General features: G+C 35.4%; 21 protein-coding genes. 16 read left to right on the top strand and 5 right to left on the bottom strand.

The features are described from left to right. Positions 1-97 precede the first annotated feature (97 nt). The 8 genes from BAU27_RS14060 to BAU27_RS14025 all read left to right on the top strand — a co-directional run bounded on the left by BAU27_RS14060 (position 98) and on the right by BAU27_RS14025 (position 4,490). Complete coding sequence (locus BAU27_RS14060; protein ID WP_002063885.1) at positions 98-361, top strand: metal-sensitive transcriptional regulator; 264 nt, start codon at positions 98-100, stop codon at positions 359-361. 88 nt (positions 362-449) lie between these two features. Beyond that, complete coding sequence (locus BAU27_RS14055) at positions 450-1,010, top strand: sulfurtransferase TusA family protein (RefSeq protein ID WP_071771175.1); 561 nt, start codon at positions 450-452, stop codon at positions 1,008-1,010. A gap of 38 nt (positions 1,011-1,048) precedes the next feature. Next, complete coding sequence (locus tag BAU27_RS14050) at positions 1,049-2,185, top strand: MBL fold metallo-hydrolase (protein WP_071771174.1); 1,137 nt, start codon at positions 1,049-1,051, stop codon at positions 2,183-2,185. Between the two features lie 21 nt (positions 2,186-2,206). Continuing rightward, entirely contained in the window at positions 2,207-2,437 is a 231-nt protein-coding gene (locus BAU27_RS14045; protein WP_071771173.1) for a sulfurtransferase TusA family protein, read from the top strand. Positions 2,438-2,473: 36 nt separating this feature from the next. Continuing rightward, complete coding sequence (locus BAU27_RS14040) at positions 2,474-2,833, top strand: rhodanese-like domain-containing protein (protein ID WP_071771172.1); 360 nt, start codon at positions 2,474-2,476, stop codon at positions 2,831-2,833. Between the two features lie 16 nt (positions 2,834-2,849). After that, positions 2,850-3,161 (top strand): rhodanese-like domain-containing protein, encoded by a 312-nt coding sequence (locus BAU27_RS14035; RefSeq protein ID WP_071771171.1) that lies wholly within the window; start codon positions 2,850-2,852, stop codon positions 3,159-3,161. Positions 3,162-3,218: 57 nt separating this feature from the next. Then, positions 3,219-3,698 (top strand): DsrE/DsrF/DrsH-like family protein, encoded by a 480-nt coding sequence (locus BAU27_RS14030; RefSeq protein ID WP_071771170.1) that lies wholly within the window; start codon positions 3,219-3,221, stop codon positions 3,696-3,698. A 33-nt stretch (positions 3,699-3,731) separates the two neighbouring features. After that, positions 3,732-4,490: a sulfite exporter TauE/SafE family protein gene (locus BAU27_RS14025; RefSeq protein ID WP_071747804.1), complete on the top strand. Its 759-nt coding sequence runs from the start codon at positions 3,732-3,734 to the stop codon at positions 4,488-4,490. 39 nt (positions 4,491-4,529) lie between these two features. Here BAU27_RS14025 and BAU27_RS14020 read toward each other — a convergent pair whose 3' ends face one another. Together BAU27_RS14020 and BAU27_RS14015 are read right to left on the bottom strand one after the other, a co-directional pair. Then, positions 4,530-4,964, bottom strand: coding sequence for a YbjN domain-containing protein (locus tag BAU27_RS14020; protein ID WP_071747805.1), 435 nt, complete (start codon positions 4,962-4,964; stop codon positions 4,530-4,532). A 148-nt stretch (positions 4,965-5,112) separates the two neighbouring features. Continuing rightward, complete coding sequence (locus tag BAU27_RS14015; protein WP_071771169.1) at positions 5,113-6,369, bottom strand: LCP family protein; 1,257 nt, start codon at positions 6,367-6,369, stop codon at positions 5,113-5,115. A 313-nt stretch (positions 6,370-6,682) separates the two neighbouring features. On the opposite strand from BAU27_RS14015, the gene BAU27_RS14010 reads away from it, so the two are divergent. Continuing rightward, positions 6,683-7,681 carry a YhdH/YhfP family quinone oxidoreductase gene (locus BAU27_RS14010; RefSeq protein WP_071771168.1) on the top strand — a complete coding sequence of 333 codons (999 nt, stop codon included), beginning with the start codon at positions 6,683-6,685 and terminating at the stop codon, positions 7,679-7,681. 34 nt (positions 7,682-7,715) lie between these two features. Here the strand turns inward: BAU27_RS14010 and BAU27_RS14005 are convergent, their stop codons facing one another. From BAU27_RS14005 to BAU27_RS13995, 3 genes are all read right to left on the bottom strand, one after another. Beyond that, entirely contained in the window at positions 7,716-9,371 is a 1,656-nt protein-coding gene (locus BAU27_RS14005) for a Na/Pi cotransporter family protein (protein WP_071771167.1), read from the bottom strand. Between the two features lie 486 nt (positions 9,372-9,857). Next, entirely contained in the window at positions 9,858-10,844 is a 987-nt protein-coding gene (locus BAU27_RS14000; protein ID WP_071771166.1) for an NAD(P)-dependent alcohol dehydrogenase, read from the bottom strand. 185 nt (positions 10,845-11,029) lie between these two features. Further along, positions 11,030-12,232, bottom strand: coding sequence for an MFS transporter (locus BAU27_RS13995; protein WP_071771165.1), 1,203 nt, complete (start codon positions 12,230-12,232; stop codon positions 11,030-11,032). A 319-nt stretch (positions 12,233-12,551) separates the two neighbouring features. Here BAU27_RS13995 and BAU27_RS13990 point away from each other — a divergent pair, with 319 nt between their 5' ends. From BAU27_RS13990 to BAU27_RS13960, 7 genes are all read left to right on the top strand, one after another. Further along, on the top strand, positions 12,552-13,640 hold the full coding sequence (locus tag BAU27_RS13990; protein ID WP_071747811.1) for a DUF871 domain-containing protein: 1,089 nt from the start codon (positions 12,552-12,554) through the stop codon (positions 13,638-13,640). Between the two features lie 146 nt (positions 13,641-13,786). Then, complete coding sequence (locus tag BAU27_RS13985) at positions 13,787-15,727, top strand: BglG family transcription antiterminator (RefSeq protein WP_071771164.1); 1,941 nt, start codon at positions 13,787-13,789, stop codon at positions 15,725-15,727. A gap of 111 nt (positions 15,728-15,838) precedes the next feature. Beyond that, a complete protein-coding gene (locus tag BAU27_RS13980; RefSeq protein WP_071747813.1) occupies positions 15,839-16,159 on the top strand; it encodes a PTS lactose/cellobiose transporter subunit IIA in 321 nt (106 codons plus the stop codon). A 1-nt stretch (position 16,160) separates the two neighbouring features. After that, a complete protein-coding gene (locus BAU27_RS13975) occupies positions 16,161-16,466 on the top strand; it encodes a PTS sugar transporter subunit IIB (protein WP_071771163.1) in 306 nt (101 codons plus the stop codon). A 77-nt stretch (positions 16,467-16,543) separates the two neighbouring features. Beyond that, entirely contained in the window at positions 16,544-17,854 is a 1,311-nt protein-coding gene (locus tag BAU27_RS13970; RefSeq protein ID WP_071747814.1) for a PTS sugar transporter subunit IIC, read from the top strand. Then, positions 17,830-18,108, top strand: coding sequence for a hypothetical protein (locus tag BAU27_RS13965; RefSeq protein ID WP_071747815.1), 279 nt, complete (start codon positions 17,830-17,832; stop codon positions 18,106-18,108). Before BAU27_RS13970 ends, BAU27_RS13965 begins: the two co-directional genes overlap by 25 nt. Further along, on the top strand, positions 18,098-19,183 hold the full coding sequence (locus BAU27_RS13960; protein ID WP_071771162.1) for a DUF871 domain-containing protein: 1,086 nt from the start codon (positions 18,098-18,100) through the stop codon (positions 19,181-19,183). The genes BAU27_RS13965 and BAU27_RS13960 overlap by 11 nt, the downstream gene beginning before the upstream one ends. The last annotated feature ends 52 nt before the right edge of the window (positions 19,184-19,235 follow it).

Below are 19,235 nucleotides of genomic sequence, written 5' to 3'. Positions count from 1 at the left end.
AAAAATTAAAATAAGGGGTTTACAAGATACCCTATAGGGTATAATATATTGTCATAAGATATAAATAGTGACATAATGGTAATGAGGTGATTATAGAATGGAATATAATCAAGATATGAAAAATAGATTAAAACGTATTGAAGGTCAAGTTCGTGGTGTGCTTCGCATGATGGAAGAGGGAAAAGATTGCCGAGATGTTATTACACAGTTAACTGCATCCCGTTCTGCACTTGATCGTACAATTGGACTCGTTGTTGGAACAAATTTAGAGCAATGTTTACGTGAGCAGTTTGAAAGTGGCAATGGTTCAAATGAAGAGTTAATTAAAGAAGCTGTTCAATTACTTGTAAAAAGCCGATAATCTGTCAAACGTATGTGTTGACAGATTTTCAAAAACATTTTATTATACCCCTACAGGTATACGTATAATGATTAGGGAGGAAATGATTATGAGTATAAAAGTTGATACGAGTTTAGACTGTAAAGGCTTGGCTTGTCCGATGCCAATAGTGAAGACAAAAAAGGCGATGGAAGGGTTGGCATCAGGGCAAGTTATTGAAATAGAGGCGACAGATAAAGGTTCTACGCTAGATATTCAAAGTTGGTCAAGTAAAGTAGGGCATCAATATATAGGAACGAAACAAGAGGGAAATATATTAAAGCATTATGTAAGAAAAGCACATGAACATGAAGTAAATGAAGTTGTGAAGTATCCTCATACGATTACGAATGCGGAATTGCAAGATCTATTATTAAGTGGTGAAGAGTGTACTGTAATAGATGTTCGTGAAGCGGCTGAATTTGCCTTTGGTCATATTCCATCTGCCATTTCGGTTCCATTAGGTGAAATAGATAGTGCTAGGTTAGATCATGTGAAGCCAATTTATGTTATTTGCCGAACTGGTAACCGCAGTGATGTAGCTTGCCAAATGTTGAAAGAAAAAGGCTATTCAAATGTGAAAAATGTCATTCCAGGTATGTTAGAGTGGCAAGGGAATATGGAAAAGTAAAATTTTTTAAATATAAATATACCTATGGGGGTAATTGGATGGACGTTAAGATGTTACAAGCAAAAGATGTTGCAGAGAAAGTTTTATTCGGAGAGTTGTTTATTTTAGATGTTCGTAATGAGACGGATTATGAAGATTGGAAAATTGAAGGGAAACAAATCACTTCTATAAACAAACCGTATTTTGATTTATTAGATGGTGTAGATCATATTGCAAGTGAATTGCCGAGAGAGAAAGAAATTTTAGTTGTATGTGCGAAAGAAGGATCTTCTCGGTTTGTCGCAGAGCAATTGTTAGATGCTGGTTTCAATAATGTTTATTATTTAGCTGGCGGTATGAAAGCTTGGAGTGAATATGTGAAGCCATTAAAAGTAGGAGATGTACAGGGCGGGGGAAGTATATATCAATTTAATCGCCTTGGAAAAGGGTGTTTATCTTATATGGTCATTTCAAACGGTGAAGCAGCAGTTATTGATGCGGTGAGAACAATTGAAGCATACGAAGATTTTGCAAAAGAGAACGGGGTTACTATTACTAACGTAATGGATACACATCTACATGCAGATCATATTTCTGGTGGGCGTAAGTTAGCTGAAAAAGTAGGCGGTACGTATTGGTTACCTCCAAAAGATGCGGAGGAAGTCGTTTTCTCTTACGAACCGCTTGTAGAAAGTACTGTTATTACGGTGGGGGGTACCCTAATTCATATTGATGCGCTATACTCACCAGGGCATACGATTGGAAGTACATCATTTATTATTGATGAGACGTATTTATTATCAGGCGATATTTTATTTGTAGATTCAATAGGGCGTCCAGATCTTGCTGGTAAGGCTGAAGATTGGGTGAGTGATTTACGAAATACGTTATATAAGCGCTATAAGGAACTGTCTCCAGAGTTAATAGTTTTACCAGCTCATTATTCAAAAATAAGTGAGATGGGTGAAAGAGGTATTGTAAGTGCGAATTTACAAGATCTATTTAAGGAGAATGTAGGATTAAATATTGTTGATGAGGCAGAGTTTCGTAAAATCGTGACAGAGAACTTACCACCTCAGCCAAATGCGTATGAAGAAATTCGTCAAACGAATATGGGGAAAATTCATCCGAGTATGGAAGAAGCACGTGAAATGGAGATTGGCCCAAATCGTTGTGCAGTTCATGATTCATTATAAAATAACAAACTGGAGGAATAGATGATGAATGTAAAACAAGTATTAGATGCGAAAGGTTTAGCATGTCCAATGCCGATTGTAAGAACGAAAAGAGCAATGGATACTTTACAATCTGGAGAAGTGTTAGAAGTACATGTAACGGATAAAGGGTCAATTAAGGATATTCCAGCGTGGGCAAACAAAACTGGTCATGACATCGTAAAGCATGCAGAAGAAAGCGATGTACTGAAGTTTTGGATTAAGAAGGTGTAGAAAGAAATAATTTTATAAATGTGGAGGGGGAGTTATATGAACACAATATTAAGTACGCTTTTCATTGTACTTGCTGCATCGTTTGTTATTTCACGTTTTTTACCGGTGAAAGGTGTTCAAAATATAAATGGAAAAGAATTAAAGAGTATAGTGGGGAAAAAGGGGAAACAATTTATCGATGTTCGTACAGTAGGTGAATATAGAGGAAATCATATGAAAGGATTTCAGAATATCCCGCTAAATGAGTTAGTTAGTAAAGCAAATCAGCTAGATAAAAATAAGGAAGTAATCGTTATTTGTCAGAGCGGGATGAGAAGTAAGCAAGCAGCAAAAGTATTAAAGAAATTAGGATTTCAGCGCATTATAAATGTTTCAGGTGGTATGAACGCTTTGTAAGGAAAGGAATATCAAGATGAAAGAAATAACAGCAAGAGAAGTAGAGGAAAGATTGTTACGAAATGAAGAGATGGATATAATCGATGTTCGTGAAGTGGAAGAAGTGATGGAAGGGAAAATTTCAGGAGTGCTTCATATTAGGTTAGGCTTACTAGAGTTTCGAATGCATGAGTTGGATAAAAATAAAGAATATATTATCGTTTGTCGCTCCGGTGGTAGAAGTGCAAGAGCAGTTCAGTTTTTAGAGAGTTACGGTTTTCGAGCGATAAATATGGTAGGTGGTATGTTAGCTTGGAAGGGGAAAGTAGTATTAGGTGTAGATAGATAATTTGAGTCTTTTTACAACTTTCAAAATACCCCCGCAGGTAATTAGGAGGAGAACAACATGGAACAACAGAAGAAAACGACGATTGTTTTATTTAGTGGAGATTATGATAAAGCGATGGCAGCTTATATTATTGCAAATGGTGCAGCGGCGTACGATCAAGAGGTGACTATTTTTCATACTTTTTGGGGATTAAATGCCTTAAGGAAAGATGAACATGTGGAAGTAAAGAAAACTCTCATAGAAAAAGTTTTTGGAAAAATGATGCCACGCGGTGCTGATAAAATGGGATTATCTAAAATGAATTTTGCTGGTATGGGACCAAAGATGATAAAAGGTATTATGAAAAAACATAACGCCATGCCTTTGCCGGATTTAATTGATTTGGCGAAAGAACAGGGTATTAAACTTGTAGCTTGTCAAATGACAGTAGATTTATTAGGGTTAAAAGAGGAAGAGATTATGGAAGGGGTAGAATTTGCTGGGGTAGGAGCATATTTAGCAGATGCTTCGGATGGAAATGTAAATTTATTTATTTAAATTACCTTCTTTTTAGAAGGCGAGGGGTACAATATGAGTTTAACAGTACTACTATTTATTATTGGGTTTATAGGGTCATTCATATCAGGGATGGTTGGAATTGGCGGTGCAATCATTAATTATCCGATGATCTTATACATTCCAGTATTGCTAGGATTTACTGGCTATACGTCACATGAAGTGAGTGGTATTACAGCGATTCAAGTGTTCTTTGCAACTTTTGCAGGCGCGTGGGCGTACAGGAAAAGTAATGATATGGATAAAACTTTAGTTGTGTATATGGGAGCTAGTATATTAATAGGAAGCTTTGTAGGTAGCTTTAGCGCGAATTTATTAAATGAGCATGCTGTAAACATTGTTTACACATTACTAGCTACTATTGCGGCTATTATGATGTTTGTGCCGAAGAAAAATAATAGCAGAGCAGTTAATTATAATAAATGGTTAGCAAGTATGTTAGCGTTTATTGTAGGAAGTGTTTCCGGCATTATTGGGGCTGGTGGTGCATTTCTTTTAGTCCCGATTATGCTAGTTGTTTTAAAACTACCAATACGTACGACAATAGCAACATCTATCGCTATTACATTTATTTCCTCGGTAGGGATTACGACGGGGAAAGTGATTACTGGACAAATAGTTGTTATTCCAGCCCTTATCGTTGCGATAGCAAGTTTATTTGCCGCTCCTCTTGGGGTGAGAGTAGGGAAGAGAGTGAATCAAAAAGTTTTACAATATGTATTGTCTATTTTAATTGTAGGCACCGCCATAAAGATGTGGATCGATATGATATGAATAAAAAAGGATGGTGCTGCTTGCAGCCCATCCTTTTACTTATGCCCAAATAACTTTCATTAAGTTTTTATATTCGTCATTTGCTAACTTATATAGCATTCTCGTATGTTCAAAGACAAGTGCTGGATTAAAGTTTGGTTCTGAGAATGCAAGAGATGTTGAAATATCAATTGCATTTTGCTTATTTAGCGTGAATTTTGCAAATCGGTAAGATGTATTTAATTCATTGATGACGTGTAAAATGTCATTTGTTGAATCAGGTACGTGAGCAACATTGAAGCAGTATATATCCACAGTAGGATTTTCGTTGTCGAAAGCAGCGATAAGTTGAATTTTTGCGCCAGCTTCAGTTTCTAGTCCTACTGAGAAATGTACAGAACCATCATTTTCATCTATATTTTCTTCCATATATATATCGTTTGATTTTAAGTACTCTTTAAAATCTGAAATGTTATGTTTTACTGCAGCTTTCATGTGTGTGAGCCCCCTGATATTTGGAATAGATTACTATTATTTATTATAATTTAAAAATATTAAAAAAGATAGTTGGAAAGTTCTGATTTTTCATTTTAAAAGCATTAAAAAGAAGCAGTTCTCTACCTTCATAGAGCACTGCTTCACTTTATTCATTGTTATTAGACGATGTTTCTGTATCTTCACTGCTATTATCATTATGTTTATTGTTACTTGATTCATGTTTGTTTGTATCCTCAGAGTCAGATTCTTTCGTTCTCTCTGAGTTTGTTTTTTTCGAATCGGATGTAGATTCTTTCGTTTTCTCTGAATTTGTTTTTTTCGAATCAGAATCAGAATCAGAATCAGATTTTGTATATGCAGGTAGTCCAAGGTGACTACGAAGTTCGTTTGTAACATTAGCCAATTCTTTTTTATCTGGATTGTAGTAGTAAGTTCGGCCACCACCAGGAGATTTACTACATGTATCATCACCTTTTGCCATGTAACAATCTTCACCTTCAATTTGTAATTTCTCAATTGAAGAATCTGCTCCATATTTATAGAATGAAAGCATATCGTCGAATGTTAAGTTTGTAACGAATTGGCCGTTAATATCATCAATGATATTACCAACTTTTGTTACGGATCCAACGCTTGTTAGTTTCTTTAAAATGGCTTCGATAACGAGTTGCTGACGTTGACCACGCATCGCATCACTATCAATGTGCCTTGTTCTAGCTAGAGCAAGAGCCTCTTCGCCATTTAACTTTTGAACACCTTTTTGCAGGTGAATTGCCTCAGCATTATCGTTGCTATCTTGCTCAGTAAATTCAACTGGTACATCAACTTCAATACCGCCTAAGTCATCGACGATTTTTATAAATGATTTAAAGTTGAATTTTACAAAGTAATCGACAGGAACATTCATTAATTTTTCAACTGCATCAATGCTTGCTTGTGGTCCACCATCTTTTCCGTTTTTAGCAGAACCGAATGCATGAGCGTGTGTAATTTTATCTTTTTTCTTTTCTACTGGAATATAAGTATATGTGTCACGTGGAATACTTAATAGTTTAACAGTTTTGCTATCTTTATTAAAAGTTGCAAGTAATAGTGCATCCGTTCTTATAGCTTCACCGTATTCTTTCCCACGGACATCGCTTTCATCAACACCCATGATTAAGACAGATACATTGTTTGTAATAGGTTTTACAGCCTTATCACGTAAATCAGATTTATCACCGCGCGCTAAATCGTGTGCGGCATTTCGAATAGCAGAAGATGCTTTATTTGCTAAAAACCAAGTATAACCGCCGCCTACTATTAAAAAGAATAGAATAGCGCTTATAATAATTTTTGTTTTTTTCTTACTTTTTTTCGGGTTATTGCGTGTATTTTCTTGCAAAGATGGGTTTTGCTCCATTTCCTGTACTCCTTCATTTGGATTGAAATACGACACTCATATCCACTTATTATAATGAAATTTAGCGAAAAAAAACATTACAAATCATTTACATTTCGTAAAAATTCAATTTATTTATAAAAAGTCAGATTTCTATATTTTATTTTTGAGATGTAGAATAAGTATAAGTTGTTTTAGTAGAAATGAAAATATGTATTATGAGAAAGTGATAGAGAAGTAAGATTTGTTGAAATATAGCCAAGAAGATGTGATTAGCTGTATATATCTTTCTTATATAATAAAGAAAGATTTTACGGATGAAGGAGAGAGCATAATGAATCATACATCATTCCGAACAATTGTCGTGAACGAAAAAGAAAATAATCAATTTGAAAGAAAGCTTGTTGAGAGAGAAGTAAGTAGTTTGCCTGAAGGAGATGTGCTAATACGGGTTCATTACTCTTCATTAAATTATAAAGATGCCCTTTCAGCTACTGGTAACAAAGGTGTAACGAGAACATACCCTCATACACCAGGCATCGATGCAGCGGGAGAGGTAGTTAGCAGTGAAAATAACGTCTTTCAGGAAGGCGACCAAGTTATTGTAACTGGATATGATTTAGGTATGAATACTTCTGGTGGTTTCGGAGAATATATTCGCGTGCCATCATCTTGGGTTGTTCCTTTACCAAAAGAAATGTCTTTGAAGGAAAGTATGATGTATGGGACAGCCGGTTTTACAGCTGCCTTATCGGTATATAAGCTCATTAGAGCGGGAATTACGCCTAGTATGGGAGATATTTTAGTAACTGGTGCTACGGGCGGAGTAGGCAGTGTAGCAGTTAGCATTTTAGGGAAGTTAGGATATAACATAGTAGGGGCAACGGGAAAAAGAGAAGAGAAAGAGATGTTGCTACGTTTAGGTGCAAAAAAGATGATTCACCGCGCGGAATTGAGTGATGAATCAGGAAGACCGATGCTTAAAGGAATATACGCTGGGGTTGTCGATACTGTAGGCGGAAGGATGTTAGAAACAGCTTTAAAATCACTACAGTATGACGGTTGTGTCACGACGTGTGGTAATGTAGCGGGGCAGGAGTTAAATACAACGGTATACCCATTCATATTACGAGGTATTAGCCTTTTAGGAATAGACTCAGTGCAATGTCCAGTAGACATGAGAAGAGAAGTGTGGGCATTGTTAGCGACCGATTGGAAAAACTTAGAGCTATTATCTTATACAGAAGAATGTACATTAGAAGAATTAGATGAGAAGTTTGCACTTATACTGCAAGGAAAGTTAAAAGGAAGAACGATTGTAAATATGAAATAAAAAAGAGACGCTTATTTGAGCGTCTCTTTTCCCATTATAATGATTGTTTTAAATTGATTTTTCCTTGTTCACCTAAAACACCATCAGCGATATTTACAGCGTGATCACCGATACGCTCTAAGTTACTTACCATATCAACGAAGATGATACTTGCATCACCTGAACAGCTACGTTCGTTCAGACGTAATACGTGACGTTTACGAAGAACACGTTCCATTTGGTCAATTTTACGTTCTTTTGCAATAACAGTTTGAGCTAGTTCAGTGTCAAAGTTTGTTAAAGCATTGATTGCATCTTGTAATGTTGAAATTGTTAATTCAAGCATTTCATTTAATTCAGCTAGTGCTTCATCTGATAGTGAAACGCGGTTTGAAATTTGGAAATCTACAAGTTCTACCAGGTTTTCTACATGATCACCGACACGTTCAATATCTCCAACAACACCTGCTAAAACTGAATGTTTTTCAGAGTCTGTAGGTGAAAGTGGTTTTTCTGATAGTAAAACTAAATACTCGGTAATTTTTTTATCTAAATTGTTAATAGCTCCTTCTAATTGAGTAGCCATGTTAGCGTGTTTTTTATCTTGTGTATTTAAAAATTGGTTTGCTTCTTTTAATCCATGTAATGAGAACTCAGCCATGCGCACAATTTCTTTTTGCGCTTCTGTTAGTGCGATAGCAGGAGATTGTTCAATAAAGATTGGATTTAAATGTTGCGGTTTGAAATCAATAGCAGAATCTTCGCCACGAATAAGTTTTGTTACAATCCATGCTAATACAGCGATGAATGGGAATTGAATAATTGCATTTGTTATGTTAAATGTTCCGTGGGCAAATGCGATTGTCATTTCTGGATTTAAGTTTAATGATGTTTGGAAATATTGAATTAAATTTGTAAATGGTACTAATAAAATCGTAAAGATAATTGTACCGACGATATTAAAGATAACGTGAACTAATGCTGCACGTCTTGCTGCAATAGAAGTACCAATTGCTGCTAATACAGCTGTAATTGTTGTACCGATGTTATCACCAAATAATACAGGAAGAGCAGCTTTTAAATCGATTGCACCTTGACCGAATAGTTCTTGCAAAATACCGATTGTTGCACTTGAACTTTGTACAACTAAAGTGAAGACTGTACCAACAATGACTCCTAAAATTGGGTTATCACTCATGCTAACCGTTAATTCTTGGAATGATTCTAAAGAGCGAAGAGGCTTCATACCTGCACTCATTAATTCTAAACCGAAGAATAACATACCAAAACCGAATATAACTTGACCTAAAGAATGTACTTTTTTATTTTTAAAGAAGAATAGTAAGATAGCCCCAATTGCCATAATTGGAAGAGCGTATTCTCCGATTTTAATCCCGATAATAAATGCAGTAACTGTCGTTCCAATGTTTGCACCCATAATAACACCAATTGCTTGTCTTAATGTCATAAATCCGGCACTTACAAGTCCGACTGTTAAAGCGGTTGTTCCTGAACTTGATTGGATTAATACTGTAACTAACATACCTGCTAGTACACCCATAAGTGGGTTTGTTGTAAAGCGATCTAGAATATCGCGAAGACGATCTCCAGCTGCTTGTTGCAGTCCATCGCCCATGTATTTAATCCCGAATAAGAAAATACCTAATCCACCAATGAACTGGAAGATCATATCTTGAATATTATATTCCACGCATTCCACTCCTTAAATTTCATGTACGATGTAATTATTAACTAAACCTTGAGACACTGTAAACGGTTTATCAGTAAAATTTACACTAAATTTACAAAGGGATGAAAAGTTTACAATTCTTTAAAGAAACAGCTGGATTTAATTGGTTTTTCAGCTGATACATCTGATTGATTTGTAAAGAAGTCACATTTATCACACTATTTGTGGATAGTAAAAATAGGAGAGGTAAACTATCCAAATTGGATGCGCTAAGTAAAGTTTCCCCTTATTTATAATAATGGTTCTTTGCATATTTTTTGATTAAAGATAGAAAAATATGTAGGGAAATGGGGAGGTTTGAAATGAATGTATAATGAAAGTGAAAAAAGATTGAATTACTTACAACAATAAAAAAGAGCAATTCGCATATGAATTTGCCCTGTTTTTTAATATTAAAAAAGTTTGAGTGCTTCGTATTGTAAAACTATTTGCAGTGTTCTTCTTTTATTAGGAGTGGTCGTTATGTTTCACGTTTATGACGACATTTCCCTTCTTGTGTCCTTCTTCAACATATATGTGAGCTTCAACAATTTCCTCAAAAGTATATTGTCTATCAATGATCACTTTTATTTTACCGTTCTCAACAAGTTCTTTAAGGAAGTCTAGTGCTTCGGAAGTTTCAGGTGCGTTTTGACTTAATATTAGTTTCTTGCGACTTGTCAATTTCGTCCATAGCATTTGAGCACTCGGTAACGGTTCGACTATATTTATATAAGTACCATCTTCTTTTAACAATTTCATACAATCTGAAAACGTACTTTTATTTACGGCTTCAAAGATAATATCATAAGCTCCGTCTATAGTAGAAAAATCGCTTGCGGTGTAATCAATTACTTCGTCAGCTCCTAGAGATTTTACTAATTCTAAATTGAAGCTACTGCACACCCCTGTAACTGTTGCGCCGAAATATTTGGAAAGTTGTACTGCATAACTTCCGACACTTCCAGAAGCACCATAAATAAGAACGTTTTGACCGTTCTGAATGTTAGCTGTCTTTAGGAAAAATAATGCTGTACGTGCCCCGATTGGAACGGCTGCGGCTTCTTCATAAGTTATATTGGAGGGCTTCATGCATACTGCTCCATCTTCAGGTAGACAAATATATTCAGCATAAGAACCGAAATTGACTTGGGTAGCTGCGAAAATTTGGTCTCCTTTTTTAAATCGTGTGACGTCTTTTCCTACCGATTCAACTTCACCAGCCAATTCCATTCCTAATATTTGTTTTTTCGGTTGCTTAAAGCCAAGTGCAATTCGAGCGGGTAGCCAAACAGAAGAGGGAACTGTAAAACTTCTTGAACGAATATCTCCTGCTGTTACGGTTGTCGCTTTTATTTTTACAAGGATTTCGTTTTCTTTAGGACTAGGTTTTTCTACCTCGGTTAGTTGAAGAACGTCCGGGGGACCGTATTTTGTGTAAACTACTGCTTTCATCAACATTTCCTCCAATTCGTTCTATATATTAATATCATACGAACAATATGAATAAATAGAACAGCGGTTCACCTTTCAATACAATGCAAAAAGCAGTGTGATTTTTCTTAGGAATCCACTGCTTTTTGCATTTGTGTATATATGATTTTTTTAGTCCAAGTACTTTGAAAAAGAATCAGTTAACATTACCCGGCGGCTTTTTCGTTTGTTTTATCTCCCTGTTTTTGTTTCCGTAAGCTTGTGATGTAAATGAAAAGGAATGCGATGAGTAATAGGGAAGAATAACGATATACAGTTGCATAGTTTGTAAAGTGTGCAATGAACCCAAAAATAATCGCTCCAGCACCAATTCCAAGATCAAATGCTGAGAAGAATGTTGCTGTTGCTACTCCTCGTCGGTGTGGTGCTACTCGGTCAATCATCCACGCTTGTAGTGCTGGTTGAATTGCTCCGAAACCACTTCCGTAACACGCTGCGGCAATAATTAAGCTCGGAATTGTAGTTGTATACGACAGCAAAATAATACCTGTAAACGTAATAATAACTCCTGGAATGATGACGAATGTATGGCCTTTCGTGTCATATAATTTTCCTGAAAACGGGCGAGTTACAGCGATTGCAAGTGCATTAAATAAAAAGAAAAGGCTAATATCAGCAATCCCGACTTCCGTAGCAAATAATGTGATAAAGCTCCCAATTCCCCCGTACATTAATGTAATACATAATATTAATAATGAAGGAAGTAAAGCTTTACGCTCAATAAATCCATCGAGAAAGGTACCGGATGTTTGCTGTGGTGGTTGCGGCGATTTTTTGATTTGAAGTAGTTTCGTTAATATTAATGAAACTATTGTGCATGAAAGTGCGCATAAAAAAAGAATCGTGAAGTTATATGTTTGCATAAGCCAAAGTCCGATAAGTGGACCGAGCGCCATAGCAATAGTTCCAGAAAGACCGAAATAACCCATGCCTTCACCGCGGCGAGCTTGCGGAATTAAGTCTGAAACGACAGTTCCATATGTAGTCGTTGTAATACCAAAGCCAGCTCCGTGTAAAATTCGAACGGCAAGCAATAGGAAAACGGTTGAAGCGAAAAGATAACTGCCCATAGCGAGTAAACAAATAGCGGTACCGATCATTAAAATGATTTTTTTGTTGAATTTTTGCAAGGCATTTCCAGTCAGCGGCCTAATAAAAAGTGCTGCAACGGTAAACATACCGACAACGAATCCGATATTTGAACTTGTGCCCCCAATTTCTTTCACATAAACAGGTAAAGTTGGAATTAACATTTGAAATCCTAAAAACATACATAAGTTTGCTAGAATTAGCGCAATAAACTCTTTCGTCCATAACGGTTCTCGTTTTACGAGTATTGCCTCTCCCATATATTCATCCCCTATATAAAAGTTTTCTCTGTTCTTTCGAGTATATGTATTGGTCAACATAACAGTCAAGGAAGGTGTCTTGAAAACGGATAACAATTTTTTAGGTGAAAAACTGACAAATTTGTGTAAAAGCTGCACAATTATGAAAAAAAGATGTAAAGTATAGATGTATAGACTAGTAGTTGTTATGAATGATAGAAATTGTTTTTTCTTTAAAGAAAGCGGATTCAAATTGTAGTGGAAGAGAAGGGGATACATACTTTTTCGCTACATATATTTGAAAAGGTTTACAATATGATGAAGAAAGAGGCGTGTACATATGAGACGATTAGGTATTTCTATTTATCCAGAACATTCGACAGTAGAGAAAGATAAGGAGTATGTAACATTAGCAAGTAAATACGGATTTACACGTGTATTCACATGTTTATTATCTGTAGATGGCGAAAAAGAGAAAATTATAGAAGAGTTTAAGGAAACGATCTCTCATGCAAATGCATTAGGGTTCCAAGTATTAGTTGATATTAGTCCAGCTGTGTTTGAACAACTAGGTATTTCGTATAACGATTTATCGTTCTTCCATGAACTAGGTGCTTATGGTATTCGTTTAGATGTTGGGTTCTCAGGTTTAGAAGAATCAATTATGACGTACAATCCATATGGCTTAAAAATTGAGATTAATATGAGTAACGGTACGAAGTATGTAGATAACATTATGAGTCATAGACCAAATCGTGAAAATTTAATTGGCTGTCATAATTTCTATCCACACCGTTATTCAGGATTATCATACGATCATTTCATTAAATGCTCGAAACAATTTAAAGATTACGGTATGAGAACCGCTGCTTTTATTTCATCATTCGATGCAACATATGGGCCTTGGCCAGTAACGGAAGGATTATGTACGTTAGAGCAGCACCGTGAATTACCGATGACAACACAAGCGAAGCATCTATTTGCGACAGAATTAATTGATGATGTTATTATTGCGAACGCTTATGCATCAGAAGAAGAATTACAAGCACTAGGTGCATTAAATAAAGAGAAACAAACATTTGATATAGGACTATATGATACAACAACAGAATTAGAAAGAATTATTGTGTTAGACGAACCGCATTTTTATCGCGGAGATGTGTCTGAATATATGATTCGCTCTACACAAAGTCGTGTGAAATATAAAAAAGAAGAGTTCAAACCGCATAATACGCGCGAAATTAAGCGCGGTGATCTTTTAATTGATAATGAGCAGTATGGTCAATATAAAGGTGAATTACAAATTGCTTTAAAAGATATGATGAATACAGGAAAAACAAATGTAGTTGGCCGAATTGTAGAGGAAGAAATTTTCTTATTAGATTATTTACAAGCATGGGATAAATTTGGATTTACACTAAAGAAATAATGAGAGCGGGATAAAGTGAAGCTTTAATCAGTGGGAATGTAGTTCATCCCCACTGATTATTAGCATTCACTAATCGGGATAAAAGGGAAAAAACTACTGATTTCAGTGGCTTTTTCCCTTTTATATAAAGAGCGAGAGGAAGAGCTATGACAAAAGTGCATCAGCGATTAATTTCTATTTTAGAGGAGTTTTTAGAAGAGAAATCGATGTTAAATCGAGCTTTTTTAGCGAGCCGTTTACATGTATCCACGAAGACGATTCAAAAGGATATAAAATTATTAAATGATATATTGGAAGAACATGGAGCGAAAATTGAATCCCAAAGGGGAAATGGGTACGAACTAGAAGTTATACAAGCGAAGAAATTTGAAGAGTTTTGCGTAAATGTATTTCAAAAACAGACAGAAAAGATTCCCACTTCTTATGAAGAAAGAGTAGCGTACATTTTACAACGCATTTTAACGACAGAGGGATATGTGAAGCTTTCACAGTTAGCAGAAGAGATTTATGTGAGTAAATCAACTGTAAATTTAATTATGAAAGATGTTACGGATATTTGTAGTCGCTATGAGTTACAAATTGAAAAAAGACCATATTATGGTATGCGTATTGTGGGAGAGGAATTTAATATTCGTTCTTGTTTATCACAATATGGTTTACCACGTTATGACCATACCCCGTTTCATGAGCAATTTGAGCAGACTGATACATATTTATCGTTACCTCATATTTCTCTCATCCGCTCAGTTATACTAAAGTATATCGAGGGAGGAACGATATATTTATCAGATATAGAAATTGATAATTTATCAATTCATATTGCGATTGCGTTAAAGCGATGCATGGATGATCATTACATTCAATCACTGCATGTAGAGAAATCTGAACTTGTAATAAAGAAAGAATATAAAATTGCGAAACAGATTTTAGGAAATTTAGAGGAAGAGCTGGAACTTCAATTTCCAGAAGAAGAAATTTTATATGTGACGATGCATTTATTAAGTACAGCTGTTACAGCGAGAAATCACTATGAAAATGTAGAAGAGCTAGTAGGAAAAGATGTATATGCATTCATGCAGCATATTCTTTTCAAAGTGGCAGAAGAACGGAATCTTACTTTTTATTATGATGAGGAATTATTATTTGGGTTTGGTGTTCATTTAAAAACATTATTAAACCGTTTGAAATATAAATTAAATACGAGAAATCCTCTTTTGGCAGAAGTGAAAAAGAATTATCCATATGCCTTTGAAATTGCGGTTCTTGTTGGAGACATAATTGGTGAATATACGGGTGAGTCGATTCCGGAAAGTGAAATTGGTTATATTGCTATTCACTTCGGTGGAGCGATGAGTCGTTTGCAAGAAAAGAATCAAAAGAAAAGATGCTTATTAGTTTGTGCAACTGGCCAAGGGAGTGCACAGCTATTGAAATATAAAATTCTATCACAGTTCCGAGATAAATTAGAGATTGTAGGGATTACAGGCTATTATCAATTGAAGGTAGAAGAACTTTACAAAGATAAAATAGATTGTATTATTAGTACGATTCATATACCGAGTGGTTTGCCTGTGCCAGTTATAAAAGTGAATTCAATATTTGATGATAAAGAGATTAAATCGATTGGTCAGCAGTTATTTACGCATGTGAATACTAGTGTGCAGCAATATATTAAGGAAGATTTGATCTTCTTAAATCGTAGTACCTCTACAAAAGAAGAGGTTATTCAGTTTTTATGTGAGAAAGCTGCTTTGAAAGGTTATGTACCTGCAAACTTTTATGATTCTGTTATGGAAAGAGAGAATACATCTCCGACAGCGGTTGGAAATTTAGTTGCGATTCCGCATCCGATGCAGTTATTAAGTGAGAAAACATTTTTGATGTTTTGTACACTTGATAAAGCGGTGGACTGGGGAGATAAGAAAGTACAAGTTATTATTTTATTTAGTGTAAAGCGTAATAATAATGAAGATTTACAAAAGCTATATGATTTTTTATACGATATTATGTCTAGTCAAAATACGATAGAGAAATTAACTCAGGCTGAAGTAATTGCAGAATTCCAAGAGATATTATTATCTTTATAAGAAAAGTATATAAAAACTTCCGTTACACAACGGAAGTTTTTTATGTTTAATTGTATGCGTTTTCATAATAAGATAAAAATATAGAAAAAACATAGCTTGGGGGAATTTTAAATGACTGATATGCAAACTCCATTTGCGTTAATTTTACATGGTGGCAACGCGAGAAGCGCGGCGCTTGAAGCAATTGCTTTTGCAAGACAAGGAGATTTTGAGAATGCGAGTGAAAAAATGACACTTGCTAGTGAAGAAATTACAGCGGCTCATCGTATTCAAACAGACTTAATTCAAGAAGAAGCGAGAGGAAATCATGCAGAAATCAGTTTACTGTTAGTGCATGCACAAGATCATTTAATGAATGCAATTACAGTGAAGGAACTTGCTGAGGAATTTATTACTCTTCATAAACGAGTGGAAGAGAAAGTGACAGTGTAATATGTACATTTTATTATGTTGCGCGGCAGGTATGTCAACGAGTATGGTTGTAAGAAAAATGCAAGAAGAGGCAAAGAAACAAGGGAAGGATTATAAAATTAAAGCAGTCGATTCAGAACTTGTGAAACTGGAAATAAAAAATGCTGATGTTGTTTTAATCGGACCACAAGTGAAGTATTTGTTTCCAGCAGTAGAGTTTCTTGCGAAGTCATACGATATACCGGTTGCAATTATAGAACAACGAGATTATGGCATGTGTGATGGTTTGAAAGTACTTAAGCAAGCAGAACAATTAGTTTTAGTGTAATTATATTTTTTTAAATGTAAACATTATAATGTTATAACTTTTTAATTTTGCCACATTGAACATAGGGAGGGTTATCGATGAATGGTTTTATGAGTTTTATGGAACAGAAGATTATGCCGACAACGCAAAAGATTGCGGGGCAACGACATTTATTAGCAATTCGAAACGGAGTTATTTCTACGTTACCGTTAACGATTGTCGGATCATTTTTCGTTATCTTTTTAAATTTACCGATTGACGCATATATGGAGTGGATTGCACCGTTTCGTCATATTTTAGATATTCCATTCCGATTTACAGTAGGTTTAATGGCGTTATACGCAGCGTTTGGGGTAGGGGCTTCACTCGCGAACTTTTATCAGCTCAATCAATTAAGTGCAGGATTATTATCTGTACTCGCCTTTTTACTAGCATCAGTTGAACCAATTCAAATAACAAAAGCTGTACCAGGTGTTATTGATGCAGGTAGATATATTTCAGTAGGAACATTAAGTGCAACTTCTTTATTCGGAGCAATTGTTACAGCATTAATTGCAGTAGAAATTTATCACTTTATGATTAAGCATAATATCTCGATTAAATTACCAGATAGTGTACCACCAGCAGTTGCAAACTCGTTTGCAGCATTAATTCCAACTCTAGTAGTTATTCTTTTATTCTGGGGTATTCGTTACGGTTTGAAATTTGATGTAAATACAACAATCACATACTTAATCGCACCATTAAAATCAGTATTAGTAGGAAATAATTTATTCGGTGGTTTATTAACAGTATTCTTAATCGTGTTCTTCTGGTCATTCGGTATACATGGCCCTGCGATTTTAGGACCAATTATTCGTCCGATGTGGGATTCAGCAATTCTTGAAAATATGGAAGTGTTCACAGCTACAGGAAATGCACATCAGTTACCAAACTTATTTACAGAGCAATTTATTCAATGGTTCGTATGGATTGGTGGATCAGGCTCAACACTAGCTTTAGTAATTATGTTTATGTTCTCTAAATCTAAGTTCTTAAAAGAGTTAGGTAGATTATCATTCGTACCAGGATTATTCAATATTAACGAACCAATTATTTTCGGGGCACCAATTGTAATGAACCCGATCTTAATTATTCCATTCGTTATTACACCGTTAGTTACAACGACGGTATCATACTTCGCAGTTGTTTCAGGTATGATTCCGATGATGATGGCGAAGCTGCCGTTTACGATGTTAGCACCAATTGCAGCTATTATTAGTACGGACTGGACAATTATGGCTGGTGTACTTGTACTTGTTAACTTTGTTATCTCATTCGTTATTTACTATCCATTCTTCAAAATGTATGAGAAGCAACAATTAGCAGGAGAGGAGAAAACAGAATGCTCGGAGCAATTATCATCTTAATTACATTTGTTATCGGACAGTGTATTGCGCATTATTCAAAATGGGTACAAAGTAAATCGCTATTAGTTTTACTACTTGTGTCGATATTATTTATCGGATGTTCAATGGGAGCTTATGTGGCATTTAGTTTACAATCACCGTACTTTATCATCGTACCAACGATTTTATGTGCGACATGTTTATCTGCAAAATATAGATTTACAAGTATGGCATTAATACAACGTGTGAAGGAGATGCAAAAGCATGGAGCGTAAATTAGGAATTTCTCTTTATCCAGAGCATTCAACGAAAGAAAAAGATATGGCATATATTTCAGCAGCGGCACGTCACGGTTTTTCAAGAATATTCACTTGTTTATTGTCTGTGAATCGTCCGAAAGAAGAAATTGTAGCAGAATTTAAAGAAATTATTAATCATGCAAAAGAGTACAATATGGAAGTCATTTTAGATGTAGCACCAGCTGTGTTTGATCAGCTTGGTATTAGCTATAGTGATCTATCATTCTTTGCAGAGTTAGGTGCAGATGGTATTCGTTTAGATGTAGGATTTGACGGATTAACAGAAGCGAAAATGACGAACAACCCGTACGGTTTAAAAATTGAGCTAAACGTAAGTAATGATATTGCCTATTTAGAAAATATCCTTTCGCATCAAGCGAATAAAGCAGCTTTAATTGGTTGCCATAATTTTTATCCGCAAAAATTCACTGGTCTTCCGTATGATTATTTCATTCGCTGTAGTGAACGTTTTAAAAAGCATGGTATTCGCAGTGCAGCATTTATCACATCACATACTGCTAACATCGGTCCATGGGATATTAATGACGGATTATGTACATTAGAAGAGCATCGTAATCTTCCAATCGAAGTGCAAGCGAAGCATTTATGGGCAACGGGGCTAATCGATGATGTCATTATCGGAAATGCTTATGCGAGTGAAGAAGAGTTAGAAAAACTAGGAAACTTAAATCGTTACATGTTGCAGCTGAAAGTACAATTTGTAGATGAAGCGACTGAAGTAGAGAAGAGAGCGACTCTGCAAGAAATACACGTAAGACGCGGTGATATAACAGAATATATGGTACGTTCTACAGAAGTACGTAAAAAGTATAAAGACTATGACTTCCCTATGCGCGAAAGTGTGCTACAGGAAAGAGGGCAAGTTGTAATTGGTAACAACTCATTCGGAAAGTATAAAGGTGAATTACAAATCATCTTGAAAGAAATGCCGATAGATGAACGGAAAAATATTGTCGGTACGATTGCTGAAGAAGAGGTGTTTTTACTAGATTATGTAGGAGCTTGGACACAGTTTACTTGTGTGGAATAGGAAAGGGGAGAGGATGCTATGGCATCCTCTTCTTTTTGTTGAAATAGTAGTC

Source organism: Bacillus sp. NH11B (assembly GCF_001884205.1).
Lineage (GTDB): Bacteria > Bacillota > Bacilli > Bacillales > Bacillaceae_G > Bacillus_A > Bacillus_A proteolyticus.
Note: the sequence above shows the minus strand (reverse complement) of the source record. Positions and strands in the feature narration are given on the sequence as shown.